The organism is Pseudomonas sp. 43A, assembly GCF_013363935.1.
GTDB classification, from domain to species: Bacteria; Pseudomonadota; Gammaproteobacteria; order Pseudomonadales; family Pseudomonadaceae; genus Aquipseudomonas; species Aquipseudomonas crudilactis.
In genome coordinates this window covers 5987394-6003157 of the sequence record NZ_CP054880.1, presented here as the reverse complement: position 1 = coordinate 6003157, position 15764 = coordinate 5987394, and the positions used below count along the sequence as shown (strand labels likewise).

The following is a 15764-nucleotide window of genomic DNA, read 5'->3' as shown; positions in this document are numbered from 1 at the left end:
CATCCTACCGAAGGGCGACAGGAATGGACATTCACCCAGCAAAGCTTCCTACCGTTGGTCGCTACTGTAATTTCTGACAGTAGCGTCCTTTGCGTTCGGCTGTTCAGATGACCACAGACAGACAGGATGCTGTCGTCGTGCGGAGCAGACCTATGAGCATGCACAGCAAAACACCGCGACTTTCGGCGAGCGACCCGCGAGGGTTGTCTGTGCGTGCGGTCGATTATTGGCGTGACGAGGAGGGCAGTCCTGCACAACCCCGCATCAACCGCACAGGCTTTGATGCTGCCGGGCGTGCGGTCGAACAATGGGATCCGCGCTTGTGGTTGCTGCAGATGACCGATCCGCTGGCGACAGCCAACCTGACGCTGGTTCACACATTGAGGGGGCAGGTAGTGCGTTCGGACAGCGTCGATGCCGGTACGCAGGTCGCGTTGCATGGCCTGGGCAATGAAGCGCTGCTGGATTGGGACAGTCGGGCCAGCCTGCGCGAAGTCGAACATGACCTGCTGTTACGCCCGGTTGCGATTTTCGAAGCGGGCGCAGGAGAACCGCGACGCTGCGCCGAGCGTTTTGTCTTTGGTCAGCCTGGCGTCGGTGATCCGACGCAAAACCAGTGCGGTCAGTTGATTCGCCACGATGATCCACTGGGCAGCCTGTTGTTCGATGCCTATGCACTGGGTGGCCAATGTCTGCAGACCACCCGGCATTTCACGCTGGATCCGGTCAACCCGGATTGGCCGGAGCCGATCGATCAGCGCCAGCAACTGCTGGAGCCCGGTGAAGGCGCGACGACTGACTGGCGTTTCGGGGCGCTCGGCCATGTCCTCGAGCAGGGGGATGCGTGTGGCAATCGCCAGGGCTTCGAGCTGACCCTCGCTGGCCAACTGCGGGCCATTCACCTGCAATTGAAGAACCAGACCGGATCAACAACGCCGGTCCGCGATATCCACTACAACGCTGACGGGCAGGTCGTCCAGGAAATGGCCGGCAACGCTGTGCTGACCACCCTGAGCTATCGGCCCGAGGACGGTCGCCTGCTGGAACGTCGCGCCAGCAAAGCCACGGGTGAGGTCGTGCAACATTGGGTCTACGACTATGACCCAATGGGCAACGTGCTGAGCGTCGAGGACAAAGCGCTGTCGGTGCGCTACTTCGCCAATCAGCGCATCGAGCCGATCAGTCGTTTCTGTTATGACAGCCTCTACCAGATCAGTGCGGCCAGCGGATGGGAAGCAGGCGCAGCCAATGCCGGGCCGACGGCAATCGCCAATTACACGCAACACTATGGTTATGACGCTGGCGGCAACTTGCTCAAATTGACCCACGTGGGCGCACAAAATCATGGCCATCAACTGCAGGCGGCACGTTACAGCAACCGCTGCTTGCCGTGGCGCAATGGCGTGCCGCCGGATGAGGCGGAGATCGCGGCGGCGTTCGATGCCCGGGGCAATTTACGCTTGCTCGATCAAGGACGTTTGTTGCGCTGGAATGTGCGCAATCAGTTGGACTCGGTGGCAATGGTGCAACGCGAAAGCGCGGCGGACGATCGCGAAGTCTATCGTTATGACGGCAATGGACAGCGTGGGCGCAAGATCCGTTGGCTGCAGACCAATGCGCGTAGTGTCGTTGCGGATGTGCGTTATCTGCCCGCACTGGAGGTGCGCACGGACAGCGGTAGTGGCGAAGTGTTGCACATCATCACGGTGCAGACCGGGCTGAACAGGGTGCGGGTCCTGCACTGGGACACTGCGCGACCTTCGGGCATCAATGACCACTGTCGCTACGATTTCGGCGATCACATGGGATCAATGGGGCTGGAGCTGGACGACGGTGCAGCCATTGTCAGCCGCGAACATTTCTATCCCTTCGGCGCCACGGCGTGGAGTGAAGAGGCGCAGGTCAGTTACCGAACGGTTCGTTATTGCGCCAAGGAACGCGATGCGACCGGACTTTATTACTACGGATACCGTTACTACCTGTCCTGGCTGCAGCGCTGGTTGAATCCGGACCCGGCGGGCGCAATTGATGGGCACAACCGGTATCGAGCCATGCGCAATAGCCCGGTGACTTACCGGGACAGCGATGGGCGTGATCCGGACAAAGTAGAAAAGAAATCTACCGATCGGGTCTATCACGATATGAGCGAGAAAAAACTGGTGCACGCGGTGCAGGCTGCCGGCATGCAACCGGTGCGCAATTATTTTGCCGGTAATACCAACCCTGAAGTGCAGAATTACCGACGGGAAATTCCCGTGGAACTGGCCAAGCTTGGAGCCACCAGCGATTCGCTGCTCAACACCCACCAGGCTCACGTAAGGGCCGCCGTGAAAACCCAGACTTCACCGCCGTCGGGGCCGGTGATGTATCACGGCGGTGAGATGATTTCGGCCGGCATAAGTACGGTGTTCGGCGAAAAATTCGCAAGTCGGGTCATGGGCCCGATGTCGGACGCTTTCAACAGTCCTGTCGAAGACCCACAAGTACTGGCCGCCAGACGGGGAGCCGTGGCCGCGACCATTAATGTCGGCGGGCAATTATTGATGCACTCGGCAAATCCCGGGCTTCAGTTGGTCGGGGCGGCGTCTGTTGCGGTCAGTAAAGTCATGGTGAGTTCAGAGGCGCAAACGCGCGTTCAGTACAAGCAGTTGAGTGCGCCTGCCAATGTGCCGATGTCTGCGACAGTCGATGTACCAAGAGCCTCCTTTCAGACGCTCCAGCAATCATTTGCTACACCGCAGCGAGAAATGCTCCCGCAACAACCGGCAGGGCTGAGTTCATTCGTCCAGCAGGCGTTCAATGCCGGCTTTGTGCAGTCACCACCGGACGTTGTACAGGCGGTCGATTACCGGGACAGCAAAGACGAAGAAGTCAGGCGTCCTCGCAGGGGATCGAACTACGCCTAGGCGAAAAAAAGCCCCCGCCCAACCCACTGCGGATAGGGGACGCAGCGGGCTGGACGGGGGCTTCTTATTGCAGATCGATCACTGCGCGATGGTCTTCACCGACACGCCGCGTTCGATCGGGGTGGAGCGGCCGTAGATATCTTCGAAGCGTTCGATATCGTCTTCACCCAGGTACGAACCCGACTGCACTTCGATGATTTCCAGCGGGATCTTGCCCGGGTTGCGCAGGCGATGCACCGAGGCGATCGGGATGTAGGTCGACTGGTTTTCGCAGAGCAGGAACACGTTTTCATCGCAGGTCACTTCGGCAGTGCCGCTGACCACGATCCAGTGTTCGGCGCGGTGGTGGTGCATCTGCAGCGACAGGCACGCGCCCGGTTTCACCGAGATGTGCTTGACCTGGAAACGCCCACCCATGTCCACCGAGTCGTACGAACCCCACGGACGGTACACCTCGCAGTGGTTCTGGGTTTCGCTGCGGCCCTGTTCGTTGAGCGTGTTGACCATCTGCTTGACGCCCTGAACCTTGTCTTTGTGGGCGATCATCATGGCGTCTTTGGTTTCGACCACGACGATGTTTTCCAGACCGATCACCGACACCAGTTTGCCGTTGCCGTGGATCATGCAGTTCTTGCTGTCCTGAATCACCACATCGCCCTTGGTGACGTTGCCGTTGGCGTCTTTCTCGTTGACTTCCCACAGCGACGACCAGCAACCGACGTCGCTCCAGCCAGCGGTCAGCGGCACGACGCAGGCACGCTGGGTTTTTTCCATGACGGAATAGTCGATGGAGTTGTCCGGGCAGCAGGCGAAGGTGGCTTCGTCGAAGGTGATGGTGTCGGCGTCCTGCTGGCTGCGTTCGAGGGTCAGCAGGCAGGTGTCGTAGATGTCTGGATCGTGCTTTTTCAGTTCTTCGAGGAAGCGGCTGGCGCGGAACAGGAACATGCCGCTGTTCCAGTAGTAACCGCCGGATTCGACGTACTCGGTGGCACGTTTGACGTCAGGTTTTTCGACGAAGTGCGAAACGCGGCTGACGCCTTCGGGCAGCAGCGAATCGCCAGTGGATTTGATGTAGCCGTAACCGGTTTCCGGTTTGGTCGCCGGCACGCCGAACAGGACCATTTCGCCGTTTTCGGCGGCGACGGTGGCCAAGGCCAGAGCACGTTGCAGGGCTTTCTGGTCTTCCAGCACGTGGTCGGCCGGCAGCACCAGCATCAACTCGTCACGGCCTTCATTGACCAGCATCATCGCCGTCAGCGCCACGGCCGGCGCGGTGTTGCGGCCGAACGGTTCCATGAGGATGCGCTGGCATTCCAGATTGCGATTGGCCAACTGCTCGTTGACGATAAAGCGGTGATCCTTGTTGCAGACCACGATCGGGGTGTCCATGCCTTCAAACACCAGGCGTTCGAGGGTCTGCTGGAACAAGGTGTGTTCGCCGGTCAGGGCGAGGAATTGCTTAGGGAACTGCTTACGCGAAAGCGGCCAGAGACGCGAACCGCTACCACCTGACAAGATCACCGGAATCATATTGTTTACTCCATAAAATCGATTGGTTAGAGGCACGAACGCTGTGTCGTTTCACTCTTGTTTTTGTTTCGTACCCGAACTGACAACCCTATTCATTGTGGGAGCGAGCTTGCTCGCGAAGGCGGCGTATCAGTCGACACATCTGTTGAATGTCAGACCGCTTTCGCGAGCAAGCTCGCTCCCACAGGGGATATGCGTCAGCCAGGAAAAAGGGTTAGCGAGTCGATACCGGGCGTTTTACCCAGACTGGCGACAGGCTGCTGCCGCTGCCGGTGACGTACAGCACCGCTGCTTCACCGCGCTCCAGGGCGACTGGCTTGACGTCGCCGACTTTCTTGTCGCCTTCGTACAGCGCCAGGCTGACTTTCACCGGGTTGATTTCACGTTCGCCACGGCCCTTGGCGGCCACGTTTGGCACCACGTCGGTCTTGCCGTCAGCAGTCTTCAGGGTCAGCGGTTTGTCGCTGAGGTTCTGCACGCGTACCAGGGATTTCTGCTTGTTCTTGAACGGCGGCTCTTCGATCAGTTGCGGCGCGCCGGACGCGTTGTTGACCAGGGTGTAGTAGTGGTCGCCGGCCAGTTTCACCGGCAGGGTCTGGCTGCCGACCTTGGCGCTGTAATCGCCACCCGGCATGAAGCTGAAGTCGCTGCTGGCCAGTGGCGCAACGTCGCTCAGGTTGGTGCTGCCGACAGTCGCGCTGACTTCAGCGTTGCTGGCGTTGTAGACCCGCACAAAGCTCGAGCCTTTCGGTGCGGTCGGGCCGTACAGGGCGGCGTCGCCACCGGCAAAGGCAGGGACGGAAAGCACGCTGAGGCCAGCAACCAGTGCGAAGCTTTTAGCGAGACGACGAGGAGTAGTAGTGAAAGTCATGGTGTACCTCTCTTTCAGTTTTGCGCCCGATCGGGCGTCTCGGATTTAGTGTTGATGGCTACGTTTTGTTGGCGCGCGCCGGCTTGTTTAAGCTCTGCGACCCACTGTGGGTCGGCGTCGCCGATTTCGTTGTTCACAGGCAGATATCGTTCAGGAAACTCCCAGATCAGCACCTGTGGCGGGCTGTTCTTGAAGTCATCGCTTTTCAGGTAGCTGAGCATCGGCAGGATCGGCCCGTGGCCGTCTTCGGCGTAGCTCACCACGTCGCTGTGCAGCGCTTGTTTCAGCGCACCGACGAAGTTCCAGTTGGGGTTGGCGCTGTAGCTGGTACCGACCAGTGCCACCGGCACTTCATTGCTGGCGAACAGCGCGTCATCACCGGCAGGCTGATCGCCGGCCGCGACGGTGTTGCGCTTTTGCAGCGGCTCTTGCGCCGGCATCAGGTTTTCGAACAGCGGATCGAGCGGCAGGAACAAGCGCAGATCGCCCTTGTGCGTAACCTTCTCGGCCGGCGTGGTGACGAAGCGCTGCGGCTCGCCGCTGAGCGGGAACTTGTCGGCGATGGTTTTCGCCAGGGTGTTCGCGGCGATCTCGGCGCCTTCCGGGGTCCAGTGCGTGTCGGTGCGCAGGAACACTTGCTGACCGCTCTGCTTGGCCTGTTGGAACGGCTTGAGCAGGTCAGGGGCGAGGATCTTGTCGGCGGCTACACGAGCATGGAAATCCTGATAGAGGTTTTCGTGGATGCTCGCCGGTTTCACTTCACCCAGATGCTCCGGGTACAGACGAACCTTGGCCGGCACGATCGCCATCACCAGTTTCACGCCTTTCGCTTTCAGGGTCTGGCGCACGCCTTCGACCAGCGCGTAGTTGCCTTGCAGGTTCAGCTCTTCGTTGACGATCGGGTTGAATTCCTCGTCGCTGTACAACCACTGGTCGCGACCGAGCACCACGCCCGGACGACCTTCGTTGAACAGTTTGAAATCCAGCGCGGCCCAGAGGTTGGTGCCCAGACGCTTGATCGGGAATTCTTCGTCGTAATGGGTTTCAACAGCCTTGGTCCAGCGGCCGTTGAGTACCGTCGCATCGGCATTGGTGCTGAAGCCGAAGAAGCTGCGAACCGACCACAGACCCAAGACCAACAGGGTCACCAGGAACAGGGCGATGTAGAAGATGCGTAATGAGCGGGTCATGTCAGATCCCTCAGAACTGGAAGTAAAGGAACGGCGAGAAGCTTTGCGCCGAGAGTTTGAGAATCGAGGCGATGAACAGCAGCAGGATCAAGCCGCGCATCACGTAGCGCGACCAGTCCGCGCTCCAATAGGCCGGTTGCACCTGGGCTTCGACGCCGACGGTGTAGCCAGGCTCGTGGATGCTCTCCGGGTTTTCGCCGGGTGCGGCTTTGATCATTCCCGGGGTCGCGGTGGCAGGGCCGTTGGCCTCGACGTTGACTTCAGGTTTGCTCTTGGCCGGTGGCTGGTTGGTGTACAGATCACGCAGACCGAAGAAGGCCAGCGTTACGTACGCCACAACAAGGGTCGCCACTTGCAGACCGGTGAGACTGGCCTGGTTGAGTTCCGACAGAGACCAGTCGCCGAAGCTGAACATTGCGCCGTACATGCGACCGGCAACGTGCAGGTTCTCGGCACGGAAGATCACCCAGCCCATCACCACGAGCAGGAAGGTCAGCGCCCAGCGGATCGGGTTGAGGCTGCGCGGCGAGGTGTTCAAGCCCAGCGCTTTTTCAATCGCCAGCCACATGCCGTGCCAGGCGCCCCAGACGATGTAGGTGATGTTCGCGCCGTGCCACAGACCACCGAGGAGCATGGTCAGGAACAGGTTGCGATAAGTCATCAGCGTGCCTTTACGGTTACCGCCGAGGGTGATGTAGAGGTAGTCACGCAGCCAGGTCGACAGGCTGATGTGCCAGCGACGCCAGAACTCGGTGATCGACTGGCTGATGTACGGCTGTTTGAAGTTTTCCATGAAGCGGAAACCCATCATCAAGCCCAGACCGATGGCCATGTCGCTGTAACCGGAGAAGTCGAAATACAGCTGCGCGGTGTACGCCAGCGCGCCGAGCCAGGCATCACCCGTGGTCGGGTTTTGCAGGGCGAAGCAATGGTCAGCGACCACCGCGAGGGTGTCGGCGATGAAGACCTTCTTGATGAAACCCTGCATGAACCGCGTGCAGCCTTCGGAGAACTTGTCGAGGGTATGCGTGCGGTTGTTGAACTGGTCGGCGAGGTCGCGGAAACGCAGGACCGGGCCGGCAATCAGGTGCGGGAAGATCGCCACGAATGCCGCGAAGTCGATCAGGTTGCGCGTGGCCGGGGTGTCGCCGCGATACACGTCGATGATGTAGCTGATCGACTCGAAGATGTAGAACGAGATACCGATCGGCAGCAGCACGTGGGTGAGGATGAACGGCTCAAGACCGACCGAGGTCATCATCGCGTTGATGCTGTCGACGCCGAAGTTGGCGTACTTGAAGTAGCCGAGGATGCACAGGTCGACTGCGACACCGAGCAGCAGCCAGCGCTGCGCCGGTTTGGTTCGCACGCCAGCGGCACCGACTTTGAGGCCGATCCAGTAGTTCCACAGCGTGACGGCGGCGAACAGCGCGAGGAAGTCCACACGCCACCAGGCGTAGAACACGTAGCTGGCGATCAGCAGCAGCAGGTTGCGATAGCGTTGCCCGCTCAAGTAGTACAAGCCGAGAAAGATCGGCAAGAACAGAAACAGGAACACGTTGGATGAAAATACCATCCCGATCTCTCCATGTTTGAACCAACAGTCAAGGGCCAAAGCCCCCCCAAACCCCCCGTGGTAGTGGAGGGGTGAAACGGTGTGTCTGTCAGGGTTGTGCAGGGCCTTGAAATCTTTCCCTCACCCCCCGCCCTCTCCCGGAGGGAGAGGGAGCCTGATCTCCATGGTTTTCAGAAAAGGAGATCGACCCGATATTTCTTTGCAGCCTGATCTCGATTGTTTTTCAACGCCTGAGACCGACTCGGTATTTCATTTCGGCGTAACTCGCACAGCCACCTCGGTCAGTCCCCTCTCCCGGAGGGAGAGGGAGCCTGATCTCCATGCTTTTCAAAAATGGAGATCGACTCGGTATTTCTGTGCAGCCTGATCTCGGTTGTTTTTCAACACCTGAGATCGACTCGGTATTTCATTTCGGCGTAACTCGCACAGCCACCTCGGTCAGTCCCCTCTCCCTTTGGGAGAGGGTTAGGGTGAGGGCTTTTGCTTTTCGCCTTTCAAGAGCCTTTATTGCCCTTCTCATGCGACGGGTCGTAGACCTTGGTCAGGTCGCCGCCGAGGCGGAAGGTTTTGAACGGCTGCATGCCGCGCTTCTTCTCGATGACATCCGGCGCACAGGTGTAGAGCGTGCAGAACGGCTCGAGCCAGGCGAATTTCATGTCCTCTTTCAAGTCGGTCATGTCCTGCTCTTTGCCGTTCTTCTTCTCGAATTCATCCGGGTCCTTCACTCCCGACAACACCCGATCACCCAGACGCTTCAGCGCACCGTTGTTTTCCTGACGCAAATCAACCCCGTTGACCTGGGCGAAACTGGCGATCATCGCCAGCGGCGGCAGCGCGTAGTTGTGATAGGCGAGGGCGCGTTGCTGGCGCTTGAGTTCGTTCGGCAGGAAGCCGTCGGCATCGACTTGATTGACGCCAACCTTGTATTCCTTCACCGCCCAGTCAAACAGGTCGCGGCGGTTGGTCGCGACCGAAGTCGCCATCACCGACCATGCGGCCCAGTACGAGTGGTTGTTGGTTTTTTCCAGCGGCAGGTTGTCCCAGTCGCTGACGACTTGATCGGCCATTTTGCTGAACCACGCCTCGATCAACTGCGCTTCCTGCTGATGCTGCGCCAGCGGATGCGAGTCGGAGAACTTCAGGCGAATGTACGAAGAGGCCATGCTGCCCAGCGCCCATTTGCGCATCGACTTGCCGGTGTGGTTGAAGTCTTTCGACATCAACGCGTCGGCCTTGGCCCACGCGGTCAGCCAGTTCAGCGTGCAATCGAGCTGTTCCGGACGACCGTCGCGCATGAACTGCATCACCCGTTTGGCGGTGCCGCGTTCCAGCGTGGTGATGTCTTTGGTGGTGTCGCGGAAGGCTTTTTCCGACTGCACGTTCAGTGTCGCGCGGGCCTTGTCCGAACCTTCGTATTTGCTGCGAAATTGCAGCGGCCCGGTGTACGGCGTCGGCATCGCATCGCAGCCTTCGCTTTTGTCACCGGTCTTGAATTTATCCACAGGCGCGAAATAGCCCTGAGGTGGACGCAGTGGCGCGGCGGCCTGCGCGGTGCCGGCGAAAATTGCCAGCCCGAGCAGCGTCGGTGCTAAAAGAGTTTTCAGTTTCGAGTTTCGCATAGCAGACCTCATTGCCCGACCTGAGCGGTTTGTTGCCCAGCGCCCGGGAATACGTTGCGTTTGCAGATTTTCGCTTCGACTTTCTGTGGCGCGGTGCCCGCTTCCGGGCCCTGGACTTCGACCGCCAGCAGGTTTTGCGAGGCCCAGTCTTCGTCCGTGCGCAGCTCAAAGGCGAAACGACCGTCGGTGTCGGAGGTTTCCGGTTTCTCGATCTTGATGTCCTCGTGGCGACCGTTCATGTACCAGAGGGTGGCTTGCAGGGTTTTCACCGAAGGGTCGGCGAAGCGGATGTCGACCTGATGGCTGCTGTTCTGCAGGTTCAGGTTCTTGCTGTTGACCAGCAGTTCTTGTTTGCCGCCCGGCTTGAGCGTGGTGCTCGCGGACATTTGCGCGTCTTTGCCTTCGCAGCCGTTGTCGAGAAGAGACATCATCTGGCGATAGATGGTTTCCTGGTCGAGGCGGTACAGCGGCGAGAATTCCCAGATGAGAATTTTCGGCGGGGTCTTCTGGAATTCGTCGCTGCCCAGGTACTGCAACATCGAACCTTCCAGACCGCCGCCAGGGAAGGCGACGTTGAGAATGTCGGCGCCGATGGCTTCTTCGAGGAAGCCGGCGAAGTTGTAGTTCTTGCCGCTGTGCGAAGTACCGACGAGGGTGATTTGCGGATTGCCGGAATCACCGAACAGGTCGCCGTCGCCAGCCTCGCCTTTCGGCTCGGTGGTGAACTGATCCATGTACTGGATCGCGTAACTGGTGCCGCAGAGTTGCCCGGCCATGTTGTGCAGGGTGCCGGTCTTGCCCATGCGTCCGGAGCGTTTGGTCTCGAATTCACGCTTGGGCACGTCGGCGAAGGCCGGGATCTGCTTGACCTTCTCGGCGACGATTTTCGCCGTGCGCTGCGCGCCGTATGGCGTCCAGTGCTGGTCGCCACGGAAGTAGAAATCGTGGGCGGGCAGGGTGTCCGGCAGCGATTCGTTGGTCAGCGGCGACAGATCCGGCACCACGTAACCCATCTTGGCGAAACGGCCGAGCATGGTTTTGTAATTGCCCAGCGCTTTCTCGTAATCGAACGCGGCTTTTTCCTGCGGGTTGAGCTTGTTGCGGTTCACCAGGCCACGGGTCGGCTGGTAAACGATCACCAGCTCGACGCCTTTGGCCTTGAACGCATCGTGCAGCTGTTGCAGGCGTTTGTAGCCGGCCGGGGTGGTGTTGAACTCGGTGCGCAAATCTTCCTGAGTCCGGAACAACCAGTCGCCTTGCGCCTGCACCAGGGTGGTGAAGTTCTGCTGATAACGCGTGGTGTAGTTCTTCGCGTCATGGGCGGCCGGGCACAGGTTGCAGCACGGTTCGGCGCTGAACTTCGGCGGCGTGGCGGCGGCGCCTTCGTCGGCACGGGCGCCGTTGCTGGCCGCGAGAATGCCCACGGTCAGGGCCGACAGGCTGAGTAATTTGATCAGGTGTGGGTGCATAAAATTATCCTCAGTCCCGCATTTCGGTCTGGCGTTCGACAGGGTCGATCAGCACGGCTTTCTGCTGGCGCACCAGCAGGTCGAGAATTTCATCCTGGCGCTCGCCGAGGATGCCGTTGAAGCTGATGCCGCTGGATTTGGTCGGCGCCAGCATCGACACGCGATACAGCTCGACACTCAAAGGCGAATCGATCGACAGCGGGCCGCTGCCGTTGGCCGCCAGTTCACCGCCAACGACGATCAGCGACACCTGTGCATCGAACGGGTCGAGCTTGATGTCACGGTCGGTGTCGGTGAGGTCTTTGATGTGGCCGTAGACGCCGGTCAGGCCGTTGGCCATGGCGACGTTTTCGTAGAGGCGAATGTTCACGCTGTTACGAATGCGGATGCCGTGGCGTTTGTTGCTGATGACCTTGTTGCCCCACAGCAGGTTGTCGGCGGACTCGTAGAGGGTGATGCCGTCGGTGTGGTTCTTGTAGATCTCGTTGTAGGCAATGATGTTGTTGACGCTGTTCCGGTCGATCACCAGGCCCGAGAGGTGGTTGTCGAAGCTCTTGTTGTTGAAGATGAAGCTGTCGTTGACCTCACGGGAAATAATGATCCCGTGCTTCTTCTTCGTGCCGTGCACGGTGTTCTCGGCAATGATCAGGCCGTGGGAACGGTCGTGCGGGTCGATGCCGTAGACGATGTTGTCTTTGTAGGTGTTGCCCTTGACCACGAAGTCGCGGGTCTCGTAGCAGTAGAAGCCGTACCACATGTCGGAGAACTCGGAGCCGACGATCCAGCCAGTCGGTTCGGGACGCTTGAGCACCTTGGCCATGTTCGGCGTGTACTGGGAAATACTCACCCCGTACGACTTACTGTTGGCGTAGCCGAAGCTGGCCATCTTGCTGTTGACGATGTAGGTCTCGGTGCCGCCCCAGGCGAGCAGGAACGGACGGAATTCCTTCGGCGAACGGAAGGTCGCCGGGCCGTTATCCTTTTCGCGCCAGCCAGTGATCTTGGTGTCACGCACGAACAGCTGGCCGTCGTTGACCATGAACGCACCGGCCTCTTGCGACAGGCGCAGTTCCTGGGTCTGGCCGTCGATTTCGAGGATGCCTTTACGGCCCACGACGATCGGCAGCTTCGACAGGTACACGCCCGGCGAGGTTTCGCTGAAGTACTGCTTGGGCAGTTTCTGCGCCAGGTCCTTGAGGTTCATGTAACCGTCGTCGACAAAGATTGCCTGCGGGATGCCGTGCTGACGCACCACCCATTCGGCCATCTTGTTATCGCCGCCGATGAAGTCCTTCAGCGCGTCTTCCTGCATCATCCGGCGCACGCTGATCTTGCCCGGTTTGCTACGGACGATTTTCGCGGCGGCGGCTTCGGCGGTGTAGCCGGAAATGTCCGGCAGTTTCGGCGCGGCCAGATTCAGCGCCTCGGTGGGTGCGCTGCTGACGGTGTAGGTCTTGGCTTGTTGCAGCTCTTTCGCGGTGGTCACCGGCTTAACCGGCTCCACAGTCGCGAAGGCGCTGGCGCTGGCCAGCAGCATCGCGCCGGCCAGCAGGCTGAGTGAGCCTGTCCTGGTGCTGATCATGTCGGGCACTCCCTTGGCGGTTTGCATCAGAAGCGCCAGATCACGTCGATGAACGCGCGGTGCATGTACGAATCAACCTGCTTGCCGTAGGCATCGCCCGGTTTGAACACACCGCCACGGAAGCGCACCAGGGCCGAAGGCTCGTCGATCGACTGGCTCAACGCCGCCGGCAACAGGCCTTGCTTGAAGTACTTGGTGACGACCAGGTCCATCTCCTGACCGAGATCCTTGTTGCCGTCTTCAAGCGGCAGCGAGGTGCTGGAAAGGATCGCGCCGGTGGCGTCGTCGGTGTTGTTTTCCACGGCGTTGATGCCGTTGCTGCCCACCGGCTTGTTGCCGTCGACGCGCCAGAACTTGTGGTAGATCAGGCTGGCGTCGTACTCGTCGTTGACCATCCACGAACCGAACAACGTCGCGGTCTGCATGTTGTTCATTTCGCCACGGAACGCTTCGCCGAAACGGTGCACACGCGAGCGCGTACCGGTGTAGTTGGAGCGGTTGCTCTCCAGACCCGTCTGCTCGTAATCGGCACTGGCGCGGGCATACGCACCGCCGACCTGCCATTGCGGATCGAGGCGCAGGCGCACACCGATGTCGGTGGCCCAGCCGTTGACGTCATCACTGCGCTTGGCTTGCGCCGGGCGCGAACCATCGGCGTTCAAAGCGTTGACGGTGTCGCGGTCGCCGCTCATGCCGGTGATGCTGCCCCAATAGTTGACGGTGTTGGTGTTGCGCCAGTTGTAGGCGTCACTGTCAGCGGTCAGGCCGATCCAGCTGATGTCGCCGTTTTCGGTTTTATCCAGCGAATCGCGCGGCACACCCGGTTCGGCGTAATCGAGTTTGCCGTCATCGTGGGTGTGGTGACCGCGAATACCGACCCAGTTGCCTGGCGTCCACTGATAGGCCGCATCGGCGTAGGCGTGCAGGCGATCCTTGTCTTTCGGCGCCAGTTCTTTGAGGTCGGTGCGGTATTCGCTGAAGCGTTCGGCAACACCGGCGTTGGCGCGCAACAGGGTGGTGTCGAAGGTCCAGTTCAGCGCTTCGATGTTGGTGTCGCGCCATTGGCCGTCGTCATTGCGCAGGCGCTGGCGACCGAACTTGAGCATCTCGCCCGGGTACGGGGTGAGGCCGCTGTAGCCGACCCAGAACTCGCGCATCGCCAGGTAGTTTTTCTTGGTTTTGCGATCACTGTTGTCGGTGGCTTGTTCACCGTCGGATTGTTGCAGGGTGTCGGTTTCGATGATGTCGGTCGAGGTCACGGCCTGGCCCATGGCGTAGGCGCTCCACGCGCCGCTTTCGCCGTAGATCCACGGACGCAGGTCGAGGCCGACGCCGTTGACGTCGCCGCCACCGGCGGTGCCGAGGTCACGGTCGTCTTCGGACTGGCCGGTGACTTTCACTTCGAGGCCGAAGTTCTTGGTTTCAGTCATCGCGGCCAGTGTCGGGCAAGACCAGATCAGCGCGAACGAAAGGCCAATGCCGGCCTTCACGAATGGATTCAACTTCATAATTTTTCCTCGCCGTCTTCTTCTTGCAGGGCGTGCAGTTGCAGCGTGTTCTGGTTCAGAGCGCCACGGCTGGCTTGCTCCTGTTGCAGCAGACGTTGGGCTTCGGCCAGACGCTCGGGCGGCAGTTGCGCGGCGAGGGTGGTCGCCAGTTCATCGGCTTGCGGAGTGTTTTGCGCCTTGGCCAACTGGCTGAATACGTAGGCGTTGAGCGGGTCGGGCTTGGTGCCCTTGCCTTGGGAGAACAGTTGCGCGATGGCGAAATCGGCGCTGTTCTGGCCGTTGCGCGCAGCGGTCAGCAAGTGGTCGAGAGCCTTCTGCGGGTAGACCTTGCCGAGGTAACCACGGCGATAGATCTGGCCGAGGTAGTAGTCGGCGGCGACTTCGCGGCCGACGGCTTTCTGGAAATGTTCTTCGGCGACTTTGGCGTCGGCCGGGACCATTTTGCCTTCGTAGTACAGCTTGCCCAGCAACAGTTCGGCGCGCGGCTGGTCGGCGGCACGGCCATTGTCGAGGTACTTCATCATCTGATCGACGTCGCCCAGTTCCGGGTAGTCGTAAAGCAATTGCGCGAGGGTCACCCACGATGCCGGGTAGCCCGGAGCGATCGGCTCGAGCAGCGACTGCGCGGTTTTCTCGTCGGTCTTGCCCAGGGTCGAATCGGCCAAGACGCGGGCTACGGAATCGACGCGTTGTGCGGTGACGGTGCCACGGCTGTAACCGGCCTGCATCTGCTTGATCAGCTCGGCTTGCTGTTCTGGCTGGGCACGTTTCTGGTAAACGGTGGCCAGTTCGACGTAGCAGATATCGGTGGTGTTGAGCGCGGCTTTGCAGATCTTTTCCACATCATCCAGGTGCTGGTCGTAGGTGCCTTGGGTTCGATACAGCAGCACCTGCGCCAGACCCGCTTCCGGGTAACCGGATTTGCGCCACTGATCGATCTGCTGCTGCGCGTTGATGTTGGGGAAGCTGTGCGGGTATTGCAGGTAGAGCATCGCCAGCGGGATCAACGTGTTGCCTTCACCATTGGCGGCGGCTTTTTTCAGCAGGGTTTCGGCTTCGTGGTGCTCGGCTTCGGTGGAACCCGGTTTGGCCACCAGCAGGCGGCCGAGACGTGCCTGAGCGCGCGGCGAAACACTGGCGGCGGCGCGGTAAGTCGCTTCGGCCTGTTTCATTTGCTCAGGGTCGCGGCTGTCGACCTGGATATCGGCGAGACCGACTTGCGCTTCGCTGTAACCCAGATCGGCCAGTTGCTGATAATTCTGCGCAGCGGTGGCGGTGTCGCCCCGCTTGAGCGCTTCGTTGGCCAGACGCTGATCGGGCAGACCGGCACAACCGGCCAGACTGACCGCCAATGCCAAGGCACACACCGTCCCCATGTAGGAGTGAGCCTGCTCGCGATTCAGGCGGCGCGGTACATCAGACACACCGCGCTGATCCAATCGCCGGCAGGCCAGCTCCCACAGGGATCGCGGTGTTTTCAGGATGGGTGGAGTAGTCACAGGCATGTCCTCGA

At 60.2% G+C, this 15764-nt stretch carries 10 protein-coding genes; 1 reads left to right on the top strand and 9 read right to left on the bottom strand.

The features are described 5' to 3' along the window. Nucleotides 1–152: 152 nt before the first annotated feature. Nucleotides 153–2906, top strand: coding sequence for an RHS repeat domain-containing protein (locus HUW52_RS26460; protein WP_175555298.1), 2754 nt, complete (start codon nucleotides 153–155; stop codon nucleotides 2904–2906). Between the two features lie 78 nt (nucleotides 2907–2984). Here HUW52_RS26460 and HUW52_RS26455 read toward each other — a convergent pair whose 3' ends face one another. The 9 genes from HUW52_RS26455 to algK all read right to left on the bottom strand — a co-directional run bounded on the left by HUW52_RS26455 (nucleotide 2985) and on the right by algK (nucleotide 15756). Further along, on the bottom strand, nucleotides 2985–4436 hold the full coding sequence (locus HUW52_RS26455) for a mannose-1-phosphate guanylyltransferase/mannose-6-phosphate isomerase (protein WP_016985190.1): 1452 nt from the start codon (nucleotides 4434–4436) through the stop codon (nucleotides 2985–2987). A 214-nt stretch (nucleotides 4437–4650) separates the two neighbouring features. Beyond that, nucleotides 4651–5307 carry an alginate O-acetyltransferase AlgF gene (locus HUW52_RS26450; RefSeq protein WP_064393312.1) on the bottom strand — a complete coding sequence of 219 codons (657 nt, stop codon included), beginning with the start codon at nucleotides 5305–5307 and terminating at the stop codon, nucleotides 4651–4653. A gap of 14 nt (nucleotides 5308–5321) precedes the next feature. Next, nucleotides 5322–6497, bottom strand: a complete 1176-nt coding sequence (locus tag HUW52_RS26445) for an alginate O-acetyltransferase (protein WP_175555297.1) — start codon at nucleotides 6495–6497, stop codon at nucleotides 5322–5324. 10 nt (nucleotides 6498–6507) lie between these two features. After that, nucleotides 6508–8073 carry an MBOAT family protein gene (locus HUW52_RS26440; protein ID WP_175555296.1) on the bottom strand — a complete coding sequence of 522 codons (1566 nt, stop codon included), beginning with the start codon at nucleotides 8071–8073 and terminating at the stop codon, nucleotides 6508–6510. A gap of 494 nt (nucleotides 8074–8567) precedes the next feature. Then, nucleotides 8568–9692, bottom strand: a complete 1125-nt coding sequence (locus HUW52_RS26435) for a mannuronate-specific alginate lyase (RefSeq protein WP_016985187.1) — start codon at nucleotides 9690–9692, stop codon at nucleotides 8568–8570. Between the two features lie 8 nt (nucleotides 9693–9700). Then, complete coding sequence (locus HUW52_RS26430; protein WP_158954822.1) at nucleotides 9701–11161, bottom strand: alginate O-acetyltransferase; 1461 nt, start codon at nucleotides 11159–11161, stop codon at nucleotides 9701–9703. A gap of 10 nt (nucleotides 11162–11171) precedes the next feature. Beyond that, nucleotides 11172–12743: a mannuronan 5-epimerase AlgG gene (gene algG / locus HUW52_RS26425; protein WP_175555295.1), complete on the bottom strand. Its 1572-nt coding sequence runs from the start codon at nucleotides 12741–12743 to the stop codon at nucleotides 11172–11174. Between the two features lie 26 nt (nucleotides 12744–12769). Further along, nucleotides 12770–14251 (bottom strand): alginate export family protein, encoded by a 1482-nt coding sequence (locus HUW52_RS26420; protein ID WP_175555294.1) that lies wholly within the window; start codon nucleotides 14249–14251, stop codon nucleotides 12770–12772. Further along, nucleotides 14248–15756 (bottom strand): alginate biosynthesis TPR repeat lipoprotein AlgK, encoded by a 1509-nt coding sequence (gene algK / locus HUW52_RS26415; RefSeq protein WP_306149670.1) that lies wholly within the window; start codon nucleotides 15754–15756, stop codon nucleotides 14248–14250. Before algK ends, HUW52_RS26420 begins: the two co-directional genes overlap by 4 nt. Nucleotides 15757–15764 lie beyond the last annotated feature (8 nt).